Raw genomic sequence first — 14,187 nt, forward strand, 5'->3', positions numbered from 1 at the left:
GAACAGAGCAGCATGGGGTGGTTTGGAGCCTGCCCCTGCAGGCCGGCTCCGGGAGGCCACACTCCCATCCTCGATGTAGTTGCGTCAGTGTTCATAGAGAACGTTTGACTCGTGGCACAAGTAGCCGTCAGGCTTCTGCGAAGCAGTACTGCTCGAACAGCTCAGCCTCCTTGTCCAACTGAGCAATGGCAAGGACGGCCATTGCTCATTCCGGCAGCAGCAGGCCATCAAAATCCAGCTTCTTGAGAAAGCCCATGCGGTGCCCGTAAGCCCGCAGCAGCTCGCGCACGTAGGCGTTGTGCGACGGGATCCGGCCCCAGTCGTTAATGCTGGCGGCCAGGCGGCGGCAGCTCTCCAGGTGGCGCACGGCCCGCAGGTAGCGACTGGAGCGGGCCATCTCGAGAACCTCCTCGATCATTGCCCGCAGGCAGAGGCTGGCGGCCAGGGGTTGGCGCACCTCCAGGCCCGCCGCCACGGCCGTGAGCAGCGGTTCGTTGGCGCCGTTGAGCCGATCCGGATGGGCCAGGATCAGCCGGGCGGCGCGGCGCTGGTCGGGCCAGCGGTGCAGGAACTCCAGAGCCGCCTGGAAGCTGCGGTGCTCCAACACGTCCTCGAGGATCTCCTCCTCGGCCTCGCCATCCTCAAAGGCCGGCAGCCGCTGCAGATAGGCACGCAAGTGGGGCAACGACAGGCGCTCGATCCCAAAGTCCCGCCGCAGCGCCTGGGCCGCCTCGGCTCGCCCGAGGGCCTCCAGCGCCCCCAGCTGGGCATCAAGCCAGGGCCGGGCACCATCGCTGCGCCATCCCTCCGGCAGCTCCACCCCTTCCAGCAGCGCCAGAGCATCCGCAGCCCGGTCGGCGGCCGTGAGGCGCTGGGCCACCCGGGCCACGAGGCGCGGCCGCTCCAGCCCGGCGGGGGCATGGTCGCGGTATTCAGCCAGATAGGCCTCCACTTCCCCCAGCCCATCGGCGATCGCCAGCATCGCCAGCCGAACGGCCTGGCGCCGCTGCCAGGGGTCGGCGGCCCGCTCATCATCGTCGTCAGCGTCGTCGTCCCAGGCGTCAGCATCGGTCTGGACGCCATGGAGGTCGATCGCGTTGGCCAGCACCAGCACGCCCTCCTCTTCCGCATCGTCCGGCTCGTCCTCCACCAGCAGCTCGTCGGGCCGGCCCAGGGCCGGCCGCTCCTGCTCCAGCCTGTGCCGCAGCCGCCGCAGACCCTCCGGCGTCAGCGCCTCGGCCAGGTGGCACACCAACAGGTCGTACTGCCCCTCACGATTGTCGAGCACCGCCTCGGCCACCTGATCCGCCAGCGCCGCCGCCGGCAGCCGGGCCAGGCAGGCCAGCCGGCCCAGGTCGGCGCTGGCCCGATGGAACAATTCCAGGCCGGCGCCGTCGCTGTCATCGACACGATCGAGCAGGGAGGGGGCCAGCTCCAGCAGACGCCATAGCAGCTCCACCGCCAGAGCGGGAGCCTGGGAGCCGATCGCCGTCGCGATCGCCTGGCGCTGGCTGTCCAGCTCGGCCAGCACCGGTGCGAAGGCCCGACGATCGAGCCAGCGCTCGGAGCGATCCAGGGTCGCCAGCCGTTTGCGCACCTCCTGGGCCATCTCCTGGGGGCCGCGGGTCTCCGCCAGGGCCAGCCGCAGGGCCCGGCGAGCGGCGGCGTTGCCCTCCGTGTGCTGCAGCAACAGCTCCGCCAGCCGGGCGGCGCCGAGGGCCTCCAGCGAGCGGGCATTGAGGCTGGGGCGGCCGGCCATGGCGGGCTGGGCGTAGACGTAGGAAGCACAATGCAGTCTGGCCGCCGAAACACCTTTGCCGTAGACGGCGTTGATGCCTACTCTTGCGGCCGTTTGACCACGGGAGATCGCCATCGGTCGCCGCACCCGATCCCAAGCCGCCGGCTTCAACGCTGCGAGCCAGATTCGCGAGCGCGGCGCCCCGCCGCCGGGTCCCGAGCAGCAGCTGGTGGAGAAGCTGCGGGGCATCGAGGCCCTCCATGCCCGGCCAGGCAGCGAGGGGGAGCACCATGCGGCCGAGCGGGCCCGCGTGCGATTGCGCCCTCCGCGGCCTGCCCCTCAGCCCAACTCCGAGGTGGCCCGTGACCCTCCGACTGCTTCATCACTTCCTCTCACCCTTCAGAGCCATGACTGCCCTGCTCGATCGCATCGTCAGCGTGATCGCCGGCTTCCAGTCCCGTGAGGCCAGCCACCGGGGATCCGGTGGGGCTGGCCATCAGATCATTTTGGTGATCAGCTGGTAGAAGCGACCCAGGGCCACAGCGATCAGGTCCAGCACCATGAAGGTGTGGATCGCCACCAGCATCCGCCCGTTGCGGCTCTTGCCGATCACCTCCGAGTGGCTGCGCCGCACGATGGTCATCAGGGAGGCGTGGTAGTAATCGAACATGCTGAGCTGATCACCAGCATCGGTGACTTCAATCACCGTGCCTGGTCGACCCCGACCCACCCAGTCGACGCGCCAGAAGATCCACCCCCAGGCCAGCACAAAGAACACCAGATAGGTGAGGAGCTGGCCCAGCAGCAGATTCGGTGCCGCCGGTGGTGTGAGCAGCAGCAGATTGATCTTCAGAAAATGAACGATCAGATTGATGGTGATGAAAGCGCCGGCAACCACATCCAGCAAGCGGCGGGGAATGGGTCGCCTCAGCAGCAGAGCCAGCAGCAACAGGCTGATGATGATCAGCGAGGGGCCCATGATGACCCATTGCTGCTGAAGCGCGAGATTTTTGATCGCCAACTTGAAAGCGTGGGTTTGATCCGCCGACGTTGAATTGAGTGCATCCACATAGGTGAGCATGTGCAGACGCACCAGGATCAGGGTGATCAGAATCGTGATCTCCTTCCACTGCTCGCGGGCATCGACCACGGCCAGCTGCCCGCTGAATAGCCGCGGACGCTTTCCGTTTTTCGCCCGGGGCGATTGCTGGGGCCCCTCCGGATTCTCTGAAGTGTTTGCTTGGTTGTCCTGTTGGCTCTGCGTCGTGGGGATCACGGAGATCTGGAGGGCCGCCATGGCCGGATCGCTTGGCGCGACCCTATCGCTTTTTCCTGACCGCAGCCGTACTGACGCCACCGCTTCTCTCGCCGGGGCCTTGCTTCGGCTATTGCCGACGTGCGACACGCCTACCGCAAGCCACCGCCACACCAACCAGACGACCACTGACTTCGCCCAAGACACCGAAATTGAGCAGCGAAGCAACACCCAACCCTCAAAAGGGGAGAAAACAACGCAGAAAAAAACAAAAATTCTCCTCATAATTTCACTTTCAAAATCAACTCCCCACAACTCCTTGCAAGCCCCTGTAGAAGCGCGTAGAAGAATCAAAACCGGAGGGGTATTCCCCTGTTTCTGGAAAGGGCTGCAAAGCTGCTCGGAAAATTTCTCAGTTCTGGGAAATCAATCCGCCGCCCTGCTGCCCTGATCAGCCATCAGCAGCGGGGCGCCGGTGCCCTACCCTACCTGTGGTGTCCAGGCGACCTCGGTGCCACCATGGGTGGAGCAAGGGGATCCAGCGCCGATGGCGGCCACAAACTTCAACCTGCAGAACCTGCGGGGGCAGGCCCTGCTGTTTCGCTGTCTGGACACTGGTTTTGTCACCACGACCCCAGCCGCCGTGGGCTGGTGGGCGAGCGGCCGGCGCCATGGTGCTGGAGTCGCCCCGTGACGATCTGCGAGCACTGCGGCCTGGCGATCAAGGGAAACCAGTGGACCCTCCGCCAGCACCAACAGAGCAAACGCTGTAGAAGAACCAGGCCGCCGTTGCCGCTCTGATGGCCCACCCGATCGGGCTCCTGCTGCCCTGGCTGGTGTTCGCCATTGCCGTTGGGCTCAAGACCTGGAACACGTACCGCATGATCAACCGTCAGGTGCGCAACAGCCCCTGGGAGATGAAAGCGGCTTCGTGGACGGGAGCCTGCGGAGCGCCGCACCACCCCCTCAAACGGGGCAGCCGGCGTAGAGGGTGAGGCAGGTAGCTGGGTCGGCCTCAGGATCCCAGCTCAGGGCCTGGGAGGGCCAAACACAGCAGCCTGGATCGCAGCCCACTGGGCAGGGATCGGGTCATCAAGGACTGACATCGGTGGTGGGCGGGGCCCCCTCAGGGTTCCCGGCGGCGGTCAGGGGGCAGCAGCCGGCCAGGCCTAGGCGCTGCAAGTGCAGGCGGACGATACTTGCGCTAACGGGGTGCCGGTGCGGGGGCGCGGCCAGGGCTGCCTCCACCACGGCGCTGAAGCGTTTCTTGGCGTCCTGCAACGCCCACTGGGCGACCATTGGGAATCACTAGCTGGTCTGGCTAGATAAGTAACATGATGTCGCCGCTGTCTGGCTCGATCTCCCGGCGATCGAGCGGGAGATCGACGGGATGCTGAGGATGGCTGGAACGTGGCCTGAGCCGTGGGGGCCGTCCAGGAATGCGTCCTCTCGATCGCCGCACCGTCTTTGACCACCACAGCCCCGCCAGCCTGCCCGTTCCGCTCGCTGCCTTGGTCGTCAACGCCAGCCTGTTCACGCCCAGCAGCCAGATCGGAGCTCCGTCGCAAGGTGGAAGCGCCCCTCAGGCGCATCAGCCAGGAGCTGAGCTGAGCGGGCCAGACGGAGGGTGAGATGGGCCAGGATCCCACCGCAGCCCCAGAGAGGGGGCCGCAGCCAGCGTGGTTCAGCCACCAGCTGCCAGCCAACGCTCCAGATCCGCTGCGCCGTGAAAATCGAGCAGTGCTTCCGCCAGCGCCTCGAGTTGCACCAGGGGCAGAGAGCGGATACGGCTCTCCTGATCGGAGGAGATGTTGCCGCAGCGACGTCGCAGCAGGAGCAGAGCGATCTCCAGCTCTCCTTCCTGCCGGCCTTCCTGGCGTCCTTCCTGCCGGCCTTCCTGGCGGCCTTCCTGGCGGCCCTGCCCGAAGATCTCCTGATACGCCACGCTCTGGCTCAGATCCTCAAGGGTGATGCCGCCCATGGTGCAGAGCTCCTCCAGCGATCGGCCGTTGAACCGTGTGATCACGATAGCGGCGATCACATCCGCCAACCCTGCGGCCTCAGGGGTGCCAGCTGACTGCCGGCGGATGGCGGCACTGCGTTTCGGCACTTGCTCCTCCGGCTCCACCAACAGCGCCAGGGCCCGCAGCAGCGGCGGGGCATCGGGATCGGCCGCCGCCGCCTCCAGCTCGATCCAGTGCACCCGTTCGCGCACAAACTCCACCACCGCCAGCTCTCGGCCGAAGTTCAGACGCCGATGCGGGCAGATCACCACCACCCGCCAGTGGTCGACGCCCGGCTCCTGATCGAGCAGCATCGCGCTCTCCAGATACAAGCGCCGCAGAAAGGCGGTATCGGCCGCCATCTGCGCCTCCAGGATCACCACCGGCTGCTGCGCGGATTCCTGCGCGGGTCGGAACAGGCCATCCAGACGCCGTTCACGCTCTTTCAGGGCCGGGGCCGAGAAGCGGTAGCCACCGGGCGCCTGAGCCAGATCCGGCTGCAGCTCCAGGATCCGGTCCGGGTGGTTCTGGAACACCCAATAGAACAGCTTGTCGCTGAGGGTCACGGCAGCGGGCCAGCGGGGCTGAAGATGGGGCCAGGATCCCACTGCCTGGGTCCATGCCCGCCAACGGTTCCGGCAGGGTGGGGCACTGGCCTGCTCCAGGCGGCGCCGCTGCTCCTCACCACCATTGAGCTGGTGGCCAATGCGGATGGCTGGCGTGAGGGGATGCGCTGCCTAGGAGCCTGTTGCGCGTAGATCTCCGAGCAGAAGATGGGGACATTTCACCTGCCGAAGAGATTCAGACCGGAATCAAACTGAGAAAGACGTGAATCGATTACGGGTCGATAATTCGCTCAATTCAGCTGTTCTGCAATCGATCTCGGGCTTTTGACTGGCCTGAAGTGAGGGCACCGGCGAGACCCAACTGAGACCGAATTTGGCGTTTGCGTGGAGCGAGACGGGTCTTTTCGCCCGAAACGATCTATGTGCAACAGCCTCCTAGTCGACCGCTGCGGGCTGCAGCAGGCCTCAGCCCATGAAGCCGCCAATTCACAGCATCGCCGCTGTCGGCCGCCGCACACTGAGGCTTGACACCCGGGGGGGGTAGGACTTCTAAAATTTTCGAAATCATGGCCAGCTTCCGCACCGCTCTGCTGGCCACTGCTGCTAGTGCTCTCAGCCTCGCCGCCACCCCGGCCGCCCTGGCTGACGGGCTCAGCTTCACCAACTACACCATTGGCAACGGCCTGGTGAATAACACCGTGCGTGGCGTCTACGCCAGCGGCAGCAGCATCTACGCCGCCACCGGCGCTGGCCTGAGCATCTCCACCAACAACGGCACCAACTGGAGCAATTACACCACTGGCAACGGCCTGTTGAACAACAATGTGCAAGGCGTCTACGCCAGCGGCAGCAGCATCTACGCCGCCACCAACGCCGGCCTCAGCATCTCCACCAACGGCGGCACCAGCTGGACCAAATACACCAACGCCAATGGCCTGGGCGACGACCTTGTGATAAGCGTCTACGCCAGCGGCAGCAGCATCTACGCCGGCATCCAAGGCGGCCTCAGCATCGCCCAGCTGCCCTCCACCCTCGTGCCGGGCCCGCTGCCGGTGGCGGGTGCAGCAGCAGCCTTCGGCTTCTCCCGCAAACTGCGTCGTCGGCTGCGGGCAGCGGCCAGCACCTCCTGCTGATCCCCTGCGGCCGGATCCCGGCTGATCAATCCACCGACCCCCTCTGTTGCCGCGGCAGGGCCGCCCCTGGATGCTTCCTCTCGATCGCCGCACCGCCTTCGCCCGCCACACCCAGTGGCTGGCCCTGGCCCTGGAGGCCCTGGTGCTGATCTCGCTTCTCGCCAGCGCCGTTCCCCTGGCCCTGGCCCAACCGGTGTGGTGGCTGCGGCTCTCCGATGCCGCCGTCAACCTCGCCCCGGTACTGCTGCTGGCGGTGATCCTGCTGCGGCTGGGCGCTGTCCTGCTCGACAACGACTCCGAAGAAGCCCTGCTTGACAACGATGCCGATGAAGCCCTGATCAGCGGCTGGCTCTGCCAGCAGCTGGCCCGCCGCTGGGCCTTCGTCTTCGCCCTTCTCGTTCCCCTGCAATTGATCGGCTACGCCTGGCTCTGGGCCGACAGCGACAGCCAGCTCAACCGCCAGATCAACCAAGGCGAACGCGGCGTTGACGCCCTGCGCAGCCGCATCCAGGCCAGCCGCTCCGAGGCTGAGCTGGACAGCCTGCTCACCGCCGCCAACCCGGGGCCCCTGCCACCGCTGCAGGGCGGCTCCCTGGCCGAGCGGAAACAGCAGCTCAGCGAGGCGATCGCCATCAACACCTCCCGCTTCAGCAGCAGCCTCCGCGATCAACGCGCCGAGACCCTGCGCACCTCCCTGCCCGGCACCCTGCGCGTGTTGGTCGGGGCGGCGATCGTCAGTGCCTTTCTATTGATGATCACGCGCCGTACCGGAGCGGGGCCTCGGTAGCCCGCCGGCACAGCTCCTAGGCGGCGAGAACACGGCAACACCTATCAGGGCCAGGGCCTCAGGGGTCACAGATCAGGCAGGACTGGCATCGGTGGTGGGCGGGGCCCCCTCAGGGTTCCCAGCAGCGGTCAGGCTGGAGCCGCCATGCGTTTTCTGCATAGATTCCGCCCGGTTCGGAGCGGAATCAACAAGGTGGATCTTGGCGACCGCACTGCTTTTACCGTTGCCTGTATATCAAGAACGACTGCAGCGCAGTGGGTTCGGCCTTCAACACACTCGTGCCACAGCTATCGGTAGGCGGCCTGAACGATTCGGGCAGGCAGCAGCAAAGCCAGGCGAGGCGACAAGCGGTTGGCCAACCAGCCGGCTCACCACAGCAGGGAATGGAGCAGGGTCATCACTTCAGAGGTGGCGGCCGTTCACTGCGGGCCTGCTCACCCCCTGGCGCCAGATCGCAGCGACTGACTCCTCCCCCCCCCCCCCGCAGCCTGGGCAGCCAGCATTCGAGCGAGGCCAGCAATCGGAAGGCGGATGGGTGGTGTTCAAGGGATTAATGAACCCAATGGCGGCCCGCAGGCCAACCCACAGGGCAGCAGTTTGAGTCCAGTGACGCTTCCGTGCAGAGCTGGAGCGCAACTTGCATCGGAGTGAGTCGCTGCGTTGAGAGCAACAGAAAGCCCCGGCGAGCTGCTGACCCGCCGGGGCTGAGCCAGGGCCCGCAGGCCCCAGGCCCTTCAGAGCACCGAGACGGTGCCGAGGCGCCGGGCTTGCAGCCGCCAGCACCTGCCAGCTCACGGCTGCTATCCGTAGTCGACACCGCAGCATGTCCCGCTGACCCGCACTGCACCTGGCCCGACGACGAAAAAAGAGACCCCCTGCGGCCCCGCTTGGCAGCTGAGATCAGAAGGGGATCAGGGCCTCCAACGCCGGGGCAACTGGCACCTCCGGCTGAGCCGCCTGGTGCTCGAACAGCACCTGGGCCGCCAGCTCAGCCAGACGGGGATAGCGCTCGCTGCACAACGACAGATCATCAAGCAGCTGCCAGCAGCACTGCTGCAGGCGGGCTTTGCGGGACAGAGAAGCCATCGGAGGGCTCCGCATTGGCCCCCCCGACCATGGGTCGGGCCGGAGCGGAGCCCGTTCAGGAACTGGTGGCTGCAGTGCCGCCGCGCTGCTCACTTCGGCTGCTGCACAGTCACCCCGATCTGCTGATCGGCCGCCTTGCAATACCCCCTGGTATTCAGCGTGACAGTGCACCATCCGGCACAACGGCCCCATATTTTTCTCTCGACAGCAGTCGAAGCGGGCCTACCGGCTCATCGACGCCTTCCTCCAGCCCCATCCCTACCTTGATTGTCGTTAGGAGTCGATCGAAGCGCCGAGCCTTGCCGATCGTGATCTCTATGGCGCCTCCGACGGGGAAGGCCCCGACCCCGCCGCCCCTTGGCGGCAATCCTGATGTGTGTCCCCGGTGGACGTCATGGACGTGCGATCCGCAGCCCTGAAGCGATGGCGACCTGGGGGCGATTCTGCTTGACAGCACAGACAAAGAAAAGTCAGCCTTGATAGAAAAAGCCGCCACCAGGACTCTCCTGGTGCACCACTGAGCAACGGGTGGCAACCCTCCACAGCGCCTGATGGATGGGGGTGGAGTCGTAACGCACCAACTGCGGAAACTGTTGCCTCAGCAAAGCAGTACCGCACCAGGCGTTGTAGTGGGGGATGCAAGGGTTGATGTGGTGGCACACATGGGTGGCCCCAATGCCGTGGTGGAGAAAGTTGAGCACCGGGCCGTAGGGACGATCCACCGTCTGCAGGGCACCCTTGGCCCAGGTCCAGTCGCCGCTCGCGAAGTGGGGAATGTCGAGATCGGTGTGATGCAGCCAGGTATAGCCCACCAGCCAGGCGTTGATCACCAGGTAGGGCAGGCCATAGACGCACAGCACCCGCGCTGGCGACCACTGGATCGCGGCCAGCCCCAGGAGCACCAGCATCGCTAGCACGCCGAGAATGGAGCGCAGCATCGATCCGCGGAAGGAGTCGGGGAACAGTGGCCGCAGACCCTTGCGGAACGGTGTCCAGGGCCAGAAGTGGGAGGTCGGCGCTCCATAGTCAGATCCACCCGTCACACCGAAAAGCAGATAGATCGGCCAACCGAACAGCAGATGGATCAGCAGCGCCCGGATGCCGGCCAGGACGCTGCCCTGTCGCTGGTTCATCGCGAGAATCAGCCGGCCCGTCCTCGATTCCGCCAGTGGCGGCACATGGGTTTCGCCTCCCTCAAGGTGGTTGCAGTGGGCGTGGTGCACGGCATGGCTGCGCTGCCAGCTGAAGTAAGGCACCAGCAGCAGGCTGTGAAGCACAAACCCCACCAGCGCCTCGACACGACGGTTGGGATGAAAGGCGTGATGGCCGCATTCATGGGCGATGACCCAGCAGCCCATGGCCACGGTGCCGGTGATCAGCCCGTAGAGCAGCCAGAGGGGGGCCGCGCCAGGCGCCAAGGGGATCTGAGTGCCGAGCCCGTAGGCCAGGAACGAGAGGGCAAGGGAGCAGCCCAGAGCGGTCCAGGCCTTGCGGGGGTTGAGTTCAACCAGTTCGGGCGGCAGAGCGGCCAGCAGCTCGGCCTTGCTCGGATGGGAGCTGGAATGGATAGTCGGGAAAACGGCGATGGACAGCAGATCTGCAACACGTTAGGCATTGGTGGACTGGCGCCGATCCCGACCCAACCCAAGCTTCGCGGTGCCGGCTGTGATCCGACATCGTTGGCACCACTCCTGACGTCGTCGGTGCCCCTCGATCCCGCCACCCTTCGGCCCCTGCCGAGCACGCCAGCGCTGAGCGGAGTGCTCGAGACCCTTGCCTTCTTTCGCGATCCTGATTTCGCCCGCTCCCGCTTCGAGCGCTACGGCGATGTCTACGAAACCAGCCTGCTGGGGCAACGCACCGTCTTCATTCGTGGCGGCCAAGCGATCAGCGACCTGTTCGCCCAGGGCGATGCGGTCCAGGGCTGGTGGCCAGACAGTGTGCGAGAGCTGCTCGGGCCCCTGTCACTGGCGAACCGCAATGGCGTCGATCACAAGGCCCGCCGCCGGGTGGTGGGTCAGCTGTTCGCCTCTGCGGCCCTCAAGCGCTACAGCCCCTCCATCGTGGAGTTGGTCAACGCGCTGAGCCAGGAGCTGATCGCCTCGGAAGCTCCCGTGGCCCTGGTGCCAAAGCTGCGGCGTTTTGCCTTCAGCGTGATGGCGAGCACGGTGCTGGGGCTTGACCCCGTCGATCGCGATGCCCTGTTCGTGGATTTCGAAACCTGGTGCCAGGGTCTCTTCTCGCTTCCAGTCGCGTTGCCCGGCAGTCCCTTCGCCCGTGCCCGCCAGGCCCGCCAACGTCTGATGCGGCGCCTGGGTTCTGTGCTCAACGCGGCGCAGGCCGCCATGGCTTCCGGAGCGCCCCTCGCCGCCGGCGGCCTTGATCTGCTGGTTGGAGGCCTGGATGAAGCCGGTCTCCCCCTGGCCGACGACGACGTGGCGGAGCAGCTCCTGCTGCTGCTGTTTGCCGGCTACGAAACCACCGCGTCTGCCCTGAGCTGTCTGCTGCTGACCCTGTTGCAACACCCAGCCGAGCTGGCCTGGCTGCAGGAGGAACTGGGCCGCCTGCCGTGGCCTCCTGAGGAGGGGGAGGCAGCGTCCGCCACTGACGCTCTGCGGGCCCCGCGGCTTGATGCGGTCGTCAAGGAGGTCATGCGGCTGACCCCGCCGGTGGGAGGTTTCTTCCGCCGCACCCGGGAGCCCATTGCCCTGGCAGGTGTGCTGGTGCCAGCCGATCGGGTGGTGCAGGTGAGCATCGCCGCCAGCCAGCGCCATGGAGCCGATACGGAGGATCTGGCGGACTTCCGGCCGCAGCGGCACTTGGCTGGAGACACCGCGGTCACCCTGCTGCCGTACGGAGGTGGTGAGCGGGTGTGCCTGGGCAAGGCGCTTGCGGAGCTGGAGATCCGGCTGCTGGCGGTGGGGCTGCTCAAGCAGCTGACGTTCGAGCTGGAAAGGGATCAGGACCTGACGCTCAGGGTCATTCCCAGCCCCACGCCGGCGGATGGCCTGCTGGTGCGCGCTTATTCCAGAGCCAACTAAAAGGCTGCTGAAATTGCCGCCAATCTGAGCCCTTGCTTGCCTATTTGCTCCGATTGGCCGAAAGGATGGTCCATCCCTGCGGCTTCCCAACTGATTTGATGGCTTTAGCGACCACCCTCAAGGTGATTCATGAAATGGAATGGCCGGCGCTACCTCAGCGGCTGTGATGCCAAGGAGTACCTCGATGCGGAGTACCGGGCAAGCAGACATCGCTATGGGGTCTGGCAGAGGGGGCGGCCAGCCGCGGCAGCCCCTGATCCGCTATCTGCTCAATGCCTCCCGCAGTGAGGGCATGGGCGATGCCGAAAAGGTGGTGCGGCTGCTGCGGGAGAAAGACAAGCAGGCCCAGCTGAACATCGGCGATCCGGCGGTGTTTCTCGGCGTCTACGACGCGGCGGCTGAAGAGGAGCTGATCAGCAGGGCGTATGAGGCCGGAACCTTGAAAGATCTGGACGATCGAATGGAGGCCAACGCCGAACCGCAGCGCCAGGCGAGCAGCGGCGATCAATTGTTCGATGAGCTGTTCGGCATCAGCGCTGATTCCGTCGAAGGCGGCGGCAATGGCAGTGGCGATGGCAGTGGCGATGCGCCCGCTCCAGCAGGGATTCCCACCCCCGTGGAAGCACGCACCCGCCAGCCCTTCAGCCTGTTCCCCAGCCTCTGGGGCTACGTGGACACGGCCCTGGACGCGGTGGCGCAGCAGATGGAGCGCCGCGGCGAAAAGCTTGATCTGCGCGTCTTCCCCGAGCAGCAACGGCTGGAGATCACACCGCCTTCTGATCTGCAGCGCCGCTACGACCGCTATCCCCGCGAACTGCAGCCGCCCCGCGGCCAACGCCTGGCGCTCTCCACCGAGCCGGCGGCCCTGCAGCGGGCCCTGGAGCAGAGCCGGCGGCAGGACAACAGCCGTCCGGAACTGGAATACCTCTGGGATCTGCACCCGCTGGTGGATTGGCTGGCCGACCGGGGCCAGATCACCTTTCCGCGCCATCATGCGCCGGTGCTGCAGGAATGGGTGGCGGTGCGCTTTGCCGGCACGGGATTGAAGGTGGTGGCGGTGGAGCCCTTTGAGGCGGTGGCCACACGCCTGCAGCTAGGGAGCCGGGATCTCGCCAACATCAGCGGCGAGAAGCCCCCCGCTCACCTGAGCAGCCAGCTGCGTTTTGCGGTGGAGCAGGCCAACACCTACCTGCGCGACTGCGGCGAGCAGTGGACCGCCCGCGTGCAGCCAGAGCTGGAGGCGCAGCGGGAGCGGCTGCGGCGATTGCGGGGCCGCCAGGTGGAGCAGCTGGAGCTCAGCCTTGCGGGCAATCAGCGCCCGCAGCAGATCAAGGAGAAACAGCGCCAGGAGAAGCAGAAGGCCATCGACGGGCGCTTCGAGGATCACGAACGCTTCGTGAGCGAGGTGATGACGATCGACCCCGCCCCTTACCTGAAGCTGGTGGCGGTGCTGCACCGGGAGGCCACTTGAAATCAGAGATCATGGCCAAGAATCACCGCGATCTTCTGCCGCAGCCCCGTGAGCTGTCGGTAGGCCTGCCACACCTCCTGGAGGTCGACCTTGTCATAGGCATGAATCAGCACATCGCGCAGTCCAGCCATGGCGCGCCAGGGGATCTCGGGATGGCTGGCGCGGCAGCCGGCACTCAGGCGTTTGGTGGCTTCACCCATCACCTCAAGGCAGCGCAACAGGGCATCCTGGAGATAGTCCGTTTCTGCAAAGGCTTCAAAGCTAGTGATGGGGAAACCAAGTGCCCTGTCGATGTTGAAAAAGATATCCCGCAGCGCCTGAATGTCTCCTTCCTCCATCAGAGCGGCACCGCCTCAGCTTCCACCTTTGCCTGCAGTTCGGGCCTGAGATTGCGGCGGCGGATCAGATCGACGCTGTGGTTCAACAGCTCTTCCAGAGCGACTTTCAGATCGGCGCGATCGAACAGGCTGGCCTGCTCCGGCAGATCCACCAGCAGATCAATGTCGCTGTCGGGCCCGGCCTGGTCGCGGGCGACAGAGCCGAACACGGCCAGGTTGCTGGCGCCATACCGCTCGATCAGCTGGTGGAGCTGGGGTGCGAGCGCATGGAGTTCAGCGAGCCTCATCAGCCATCCTCCAGCAGCATGGCGATCCCCCCCGTGTCCGGGCAGCGCTCGATCACCGCTGAAAACGTCCGCATGGGGTCAGCTCCTGCCCCCCCATTCTGTCGCCTTCTCGCTTTCGACGCCCGCCACCTCCTGAGCCATGGCCCTCCCCGGCATCAGCAACGCCAACGAGTACTATTCCGCCCACTACTTCGAGAGCGTGCTGGCGGGGGATATCAAGAAGGTGCGCGAGCGCTGGGCGGAGCAGGCCAAGGCGCAGCTGGAGGCGGATCTTGCAGCGGGGCTGTCCAACGCAACGGCATCCACGCCGGAGGCCCAGTTCAAGGCGCTGCGCAAGCCCTGGCAAAAACTCCGAGTAACCGTTCAGGGGTCGGGACGGCTCATTGCGAACTTCAGCCCTGCTGAACCCTTGACGGGAGCTTGATTCCCGGTTGCATCTCAGGCAGAGACCGCCTGTGATGAGCACCCCTCCTTCCGGGATA

The 14,187-nt window shown here is 65.8% G+C and carries 14 protein-coding genes; 7 read left to right on the top strand and 7 right to left on the bottom strand.

The window, feature by feature from the left end; all coding sequences use genetic code 11:
- Positions 1-205: 205 nt before the first annotated feature.
- Together KBZ12_RS17805 and KBZ12_RS17810 are read right to left on the bottom strand one after the other, a co-directional pair.
- Positions 206-1,759 carry a DUF6880 family protein gene (locus tag KBZ12_RS17805; RefSeq protein WP_254959405.1) on the bottom strand — a complete coding sequence of 518 codons (1,554 nt, stop codon included), beginning with the start codon at positions 1,757-1,759 and terminating at the stop codon, positions 206-208.
- A gap of 475 nt (positions 1,760-2,234) precedes the next feature.
- Positions 2,235-3,182, bottom strand: coding sequence for a hypothetical protein (locus KBZ12_RS17810; protein ID WP_254959406.1), 948 nt, complete (start codon positions 3,180-3,182; stop codon positions 2,235-2,237).
- A gap of 358 nt (positions 3,183-3,540) precedes the next feature.
- Here KBZ12_RS17810 and KBZ12_RS17815 point away from each other — a divergent pair, with 358 nt between their 5' ends.
- Positions 3,541-3,687: a hypothetical protein gene (locus tag KBZ12_RS17815; protein WP_254959407.1), complete on the top strand. Its 147-nt coding sequence runs from the start codon at positions 3,541-3,543 to the stop codon at positions 3,685-3,687.
- A gap of 106 nt (positions 3,688-3,793) precedes the next feature.
- Positions 3,794-3,988, top strand: coding sequence for a hypothetical protein (locus KBZ12_RS17820; protein WP_254959408.1), 195 nt, complete (start codon positions 3,794-3,796; stop codon positions 3,986-3,988).
- Between the two features lie 689 nt (positions 3,989-4,677).
- Here KBZ12_RS17820 and KBZ12_RS17825 read toward each other — a convergent pair.
- The gene (locus KBZ12_RS17825) at positions 4,678-5,562 is read right to left on the bottom strand and encodes a DUF2887 domain-containing protein (RefSeq protein WP_254959409.1); all 885 of its coding nucleotides are present in this window, start codon (positions 5,560-5,562) and stop codon (positions 4,678-4,680) included.
- A 566-nt stretch (positions 5,563-6,128) separates the two neighbouring features.
- On the opposite strand from KBZ12_RS17825, the gene KBZ12_RS17830 reads away from it, so the two are divergent.
- Together KBZ12_RS17830 and KBZ12_RS17835 are read left to right on the top strand one after the other, a co-directional pair.
- The gene (locus tag KBZ12_RS17830) at positions 6,129-6,695 is read left to right on the top strand and encodes a hypothetical protein (RefSeq protein WP_254959410.1); all 567 of its coding nucleotides are present in this window, start codon (positions 6,129-6,131) and stop codon (positions 6,693-6,695) included.
- Positions 6,696-6,765: 70 nt separating this feature from the next.
- Positions 6,766-7,482: a hypothetical protein gene (locus KBZ12_RS17835; RefSeq protein ID WP_254959411.1), complete on the top strand. Its 717-nt coding sequence runs from the start codon at positions 6,766-6,768 to the stop codon at positions 7,480-7,482.
- A 900-nt stretch (positions 7,483-8,382) separates the two neighbouring features.
- Here KBZ12_RS17835 and KBZ12_RS17840 read toward each other — a convergent pair.
- On the bottom strand, positions 8,383-8,568 hold the full coding sequence (locus KBZ12_RS17840) for a hypothetical protein (protein WP_254959412.1): 186 nt from the start codon (positions 8,566-8,568) through the stop codon (positions 8,383-8,385).
- Positions 8,569-9,038: 470 nt separating this feature from the next.
- Positions 9,039-9,986, bottom strand: a complete 948-nt coding sequence (locus tag KBZ12_RS17845; RefSeq protein WP_254959413.1) for a fatty acid desaturase — start codon at positions 9,984-9,986, stop codon at positions 9,039-9,041.
- A 333-nt stretch (positions 9,987-10,319) separates the two neighbouring features.
- Between KBZ12_RS17845 and KBZ12_RS17850 the strand changes: the two genes are divergently transcribed.
- Together KBZ12_RS17850 and KBZ12_RS17855 are read left to right on the top strand one after the other, a co-directional pair.
- Positions 10,320-11,609, top strand: a complete 1,290-nt coding sequence (locus tag KBZ12_RS17850) for a cytochrome P450 (RefSeq protein ID WP_254959418.1) — start codon at positions 10,320-10,322, stop codon at positions 11,607-11,609.
- A 214-nt stretch (positions 11,610-11,823) separates the two neighbouring features.
- Complete coding sequence (locus KBZ12_RS17855; protein WP_254959414.1) at positions 11,824-13,080, top strand: hypothetical protein; 1,257 nt, start codon at positions 11,824-11,826, stop codon at positions 13,078-13,080.
- A gap of 2 nt (positions 13,081-13,082) precedes the next feature.
- Here the strand turns inward: KBZ12_RS17855 and KBZ12_RS17860 are convergent, their stop codons facing one another.
- Together KBZ12_RS17860 and KBZ12_RS17865 are read right to left on the bottom strand one after the other, a co-directional pair.
- A complete protein-coding gene (locus KBZ12_RS17860) occupies positions 13,083-13,418 on the bottom strand; it encodes a DUF86 domain-containing protein (protein ID WP_254959415.1) in 336 nt (111 codons plus the stop codon).
- Positions 13,418-13,705 (bottom strand): nucleotidyltransferase family protein, encoded by a 288-nt coding sequence (locus KBZ12_RS17865; protein ID WP_254959416.1) that lies wholly within the window; start codon positions 13,703-13,705, stop codon positions 13,418-13,420. The genes KBZ12_RS17860 and KBZ12_RS17865 overlap by 1 nt, the downstream gene beginning before the upstream one ends.
- 139 nt (positions 13,706-13,844) lie before the next feature.
- Between KBZ12_RS17865 and KBZ12_RS17870 the strand changes: the two genes are divergently transcribed.
- Entirely contained in the window at positions 13,845-14,129 is a 285-nt protein-coding gene (locus KBZ12_RS17870; protein WP_254959417.1) for a hypothetical protein, read from the top strand.
- Positions 14,130-14,187 lie beyond the last annotated feature (58 nt).

It is taken from the genome of Cyanobium sp. Cruz CV13-4-11 (assembly GCF_024346055.1).
Lineage (GTDB): Bacteria > Cyanobacteriota > Cyanobacteriia > PCC-6307 > Cyanobiaceae > Cyanobium.